The following is a 1,544-nucleotide window of genomic DNA, read 5'->3' on the forward strand; positions in this document are numbered from 1 at the left end:
CCTGAAAGTGGGTTGGCAGCCGGGCTGCGACGAGGCCGTTAAAGACAGCCCGATCGACCGGAAACTATTCATGCACATCATCTACATGAATTATCGTCTGGGCTTCCCGACCAGGGAGCAAGTGAAAGCCTTCATTACTATGCCCTGCCTGAAAGAGGGCTGGCAGCCAGGTCAGGATGCTGCTGTTAAAGACAAACCAGTCCACCGGGAGCTGCTTGGACACGTTGCCGCCATGTATTATGGTAAAGGCTTCCCGGTAGAGGCGGACGTAATAGCCTTTGTTCAATGGCTGCCCCGGGGTGACAAGAAGCTTTTCCTGAAGATGGCCAGCCGAGTGTTATGCAAGTCCGGGTTACCCGGGCATAGGGAGTTGGCAGCCAATGAGAGGTTATTTCGCTTACGCCTTCCAGATCTTCTGGAACTCTCCGGAGACATTGACTACGACATTGATGACTCCGATGATGAGCAGGAAGAAGACGATGCAATGAACTCATTGCCGCTGTTCAGTTCGGCTCCTAAAAAGTGGCGTATAACCATTGCACAGACCATGAAAGTCCTGGCGCTGTTCTGTTCTGCTCCTAACAAATGGCGTATGACGATGGCAGAGTTTGAACAATACCTGACCGCTTTCACAAACGCCCACAATGAAAGAACCCAAGTACTTTCTGCGCTGAGATCGTTGATACCGACGCTTTACAACCATGGTGGTGCAGGCGTACATTTCTGGCTGAAAAGGAAAAATGAAAAACCGCAAGACCAAGACTTGCTCACTAAGGCACTCTCCCTTTCCGCCCCCTTGGAAACCATAAAGCTTGCCCTGACGAAGCTTCCTGAACCCGAGTGTCTGGAGTACATCAGAGTGTGCAAAAACCTGAGTCCTGCCCCGAACAAAGAGCAATGGGAGGCATTGAAGCCACTTCGGGAAAGACTTGGTCAGCGATACCCCCTGAAACGAAGTAAAGCAATGATGCTGGAGCTTATCTGGTTGCAGCCAGAGGCCAAGCGCTCAGACTTTGCCCAAAAGCTCGACAGCTTCTTCGACACTGTCCCCGGGACTCACCAACTGTACCGGATACACCAGACATTCAAGCCACAAAAAATGCAGGATTTTCTGGAGGCCTGTATTGCCCGACAGACCTCCAATGCCCTTCAGGTAAAAGAACAGGAGCTTATATTGGAAGGGCTGCTGCTGGCACACCATTACCTGACTGACCACCAACAGATACCGAACCTTTGCTTTTCATCGCAGGTGGCCGGCACCGGTGGCAAAGGGGTGGTTATCAAAGGTGATGCGGTCATGGAAGGACAGAAGCGGCTGTGGCTCTTTATAGCCGCCATGCTGATTGAGCTTGAACAGGTACCTGAGTATAAGTTTGAAAAGCAACAGCTGACGATACTTTCCGGTAGTGGAACCATGACATTGCCAAAACCGGAATTCAGTCTCATCGGTAACGGTTTTATGATCAAGAACTGGTCGCTGGAGCAGCTAAACGCTTTTTTCGAGGCCACCGACTTCACTGAGCGTTGGTATAAACATCCTCAGG

Annotated in this window: 1 protein-coding gene; it reads left to right on the forward strand. The window is 51.0% G+C overall.

Annotated features, from left to right (window positions below; genetic code table 11):
• A partial coding sequence (locus KDK18_RS05260; protein WP_257253712.1) for a hypothetical protein occupies positions 1-1,544 on the forward strand: 1,544 nt, incomplete at both ends.

The sequence above is a fragment of the Endozoicomonas sp. SESOKO3 genome, from assembly GCF_024606255.1.